The sequence below is a fragment of the Kitasatospora sp. NPDC047058 genome (genome assembly GCF_040643935.1).
Lineage (GTDB): Bacteria > Actinomycetota > Actinomycetes > Streptomycetales > Streptomycetaceae > Kitasatospora.
In genome coordinates, this window is sequence record NZ_JBEYVJ010000697.1 from 1 (window position 1) to 2,412 (window position 2,412).

Genomic DNA, 2,412 nt, shown 5'->3' on the forward strand with positions numbered 1-2,412 from the left:
GCCGTCCCCCGGGGCTCGGCCCCGCCGGCCGGGGCGGCCCGGGTGCCGGCCACCGGTCACGTGGTGTCCCTGGCACCACCCCGAAGACGGATGTGTACACCATCGATCGGCCCGCCCCGCCCGTCGATGATCAGAAGCATGAACGTCACCACTCCTGCCCCGTCCGCCCCGGTCCGGACGCGCCGGCGGCGGCCGTCGCTGGCCGGCCTGGCGGCCGTGCTGATGGCCGCCGTCGCCCTGCCCGCCACCGCCGGAGCCGGAACGGCCTCGGCCGCGACTGCCGTCCCCGCCCGCTACGCCCAGCAGCAACTCGCCTGGCAGCCCTGTGCCGGGGCGCCCTCGCTGGAGTGCGCCACGATGGCCGTCCCGCGCGACTGGCACCACCCGGCCGCCGGCCCGGACCTCGGCATCGCGGTCTCCCGGCACCGCGCGACCGACCCGGCGCAGCGGCGCGGCACCCTGCTGATGGCCGCGGGCGGCCCCGGCGGCAAGGGCCTGCTGCGGCCGGCCGACTTCGTCCGCGACGCACCGGCCGTCGGCGCCGCGTACGACGTGGTCGGCTTCGACCAGCGCGGGGTGGGCCGCAGCACCGCGGCCGTCTGCGAGACGCCCGAGGAGGTCCAGGCCTTCTTCGCCGGGGACTTCCGCGACGACTCACCCACCGCCCGGGCGCGCGTCATCGCCGACTCCCGCAAGCTGGCGGCCGACTGCGAGCAGCGCAGCGGCGGGCTGCTGCCCTACCTGACCACCGAGCAGACCGTCCGTGACCTCGATCTCTTCCGCGCGCTGCTCGGCGAACGGAGGATCAGCTACTACGGCCCGTCCTACGCCACCATGATCGGGGCGTACTACGCCTCGCTGTTCCCGCAGCGGGTCGAGCGGATGGTGCTGGACAGCAACGTCGGCTTCGACGGCAGCTGGGAGCGGTTCCAGCTCGGCCAGCCGATGAGCTTTCAGCGCCGCTTCGAGGAGGACTTCCTGCCCTGGCTCGCCGCGCGCGACAGCACCTACCACTACGGCTCCACCGTGGCCGAGGCCAAGGCCCGCTGGGAGCAGCGGCGCGCCGCCCTGCACGACCAGCCGCTCGTCGACGGCGCGTTGACCGTCGGCCCCAACCAGCTGGACAACGGCACGATCAAGGCCCTCTACCGGGAGCGGGACGGCTTCCCGGCGCTGGCCGCCGCGCTGGCCGCGCTGGAGGACTGGCCGGGCGCCGACCCCACCGCCCGCGGCACCGCGCAGCTGGTCTTCGGCCAGTACCTCGACGCCGACTTCCTCGCCGAGTTCTTCGCCGTGACGTGCAACGACACCCCGTGGACGCGCGACCTGTCCGTCTGGGCCGCCCGGGGTGCCGAGAACACCGCCCGGTACCCGCTGGTGGGCGCCCGGACGCTGGCCTTCGCCGCCGTGTGCGCCACCTGGCCGGCCCCGGCCGCGCCCAAGGTCCGGGTCACCGGGGCCGGACTGCCGCCCACGCTGATGCTCAACTCGGTGCACGACCCGGCCACCTACTACGAGGCCGCCCTGTCCGCCCACCGCGCGCTGCGCGGCTCCCGCCTGGTCACGGTCACCGGCAACGGCGACCACGGCCAGTACCCCGGGCCGGACGGCTGCGCCCGGGACGCGGTCGAGTCCTACCTCCTGGCCGGGCGGGTGCCCGAGCACGACGTCACCTGCCCCTCCCCGCAGACGGGTTGATCCCGGAGTCCGGGCGGCGGACAGCGGCGCGGCCGCCGGGGGGCATCCGGCGGCCACGGGCGGAGTTCGCGAGCGGTTCGGTCAGGAGTGGTTCGTCAGCGGCGGCTCCTCAGGGGCGGTCCCGGACGGTCCGGCCGGTCCTCGGGGACCTCACGGACGGTCGAGCGTGATGGAGTTGACCGGACCCAGGTCGGCCCAGACGCCGTTCTGGGCGGGCATGTCGTAGTTGCAGTCGGTGCCGTTGTATCCGAGGCACAGGTGGGCGTGGGCGCCGCCGGACTGGTTGTTGAGCACCCAGTGCCAGCCGTGCTTGTTCTGCAGGTTGTGGGCGCCGTAGCTCCAGAACACGTCGGTCGGCGGGGTGGAGGTGGGCGCGCCCTCACCGTAGATGCAGACCGCCCCGTACGGGCAGCCGTCCCAGGAGCCGTCGGCGGCCTGCGCGCCGGTGGTGCCGAGGGTGGTCACGGCGGCGGCCGCGAGGGCGAACGCGGCGGCGGCGTGGAGGATCTTGCGCATGGTGGATCTCCCTCTGATGTGGCTGGTCTGGCCAGTGGTCAGCAGCGTAGGAGGGGTCCGGCGGCAACGGTCCCTGACAGCTGACAGGGTGCCGGTCACGGCAGCGGCGCGGCCGCCGCCGTGACCGGCTCCCCTTCTGCGTGGGCCGCGTCGTCCACGCGGCGCCCGTGCCGGGCCCCGCCCCCTCGGGGGAGGGCG

General features: G+C 75.2%; 2 protein-coding genes. One reads left to right on the forward strand and one right to left on the reverse strand.

Annotation, left to right across the window (positions count from 1 at the left end; all coding sequences use genetic code 11):
* Positions 1-138 precede the first annotated feature (138 nt).
* Positions 139-1,698 carry an alpha/beta hydrolase gene (locus ABZ885_RS39430; protein WP_360199757.1) on the forward strand — a complete coding sequence of 520 codons (1,560 nt, stop codon included), beginning with the start codon at positions 139-141 and terminating at the stop codon, positions 1,696-1,698.
* Between the two features lie 150 nt (positions 1,699-1,848).
* On the opposite strand, the gene ABZ885_RS39435 is transcribed toward ABZ885_RS39430, so the two are convergent.
* Positions 1,849-2,214 carry a hypothetical protein gene (locus tag ABZ885_RS39435; protein WP_360199759.1) on the reverse strand — a complete coding sequence of 122 codons (366 nt, stop codon included), beginning with the start codon at positions 2,212-2,214 and terminating at the stop codon, positions 1,849-1,851.
* Positions 2,215-2,412: the final 198 nt, after the last annotated feature.

Bases quoted from the DNA above. Each gene is read 5' to 3' on its own strand.
- ABZ885_RS39430 (WP_360199757.1), top strand. From the start codon at position 139: ATGAACGTCACCACTCCTGCCCCGTCCGCCCCGGTCCGGACGCGCCGG.
- ABZ885_RS39435 (WP_360199759.1), bottom strand. From the start codon at position 2,214: ATGCGCAAGATCCTCCACGCCGCCGCCGCGTTCGCCCTCGCGGCCGCC.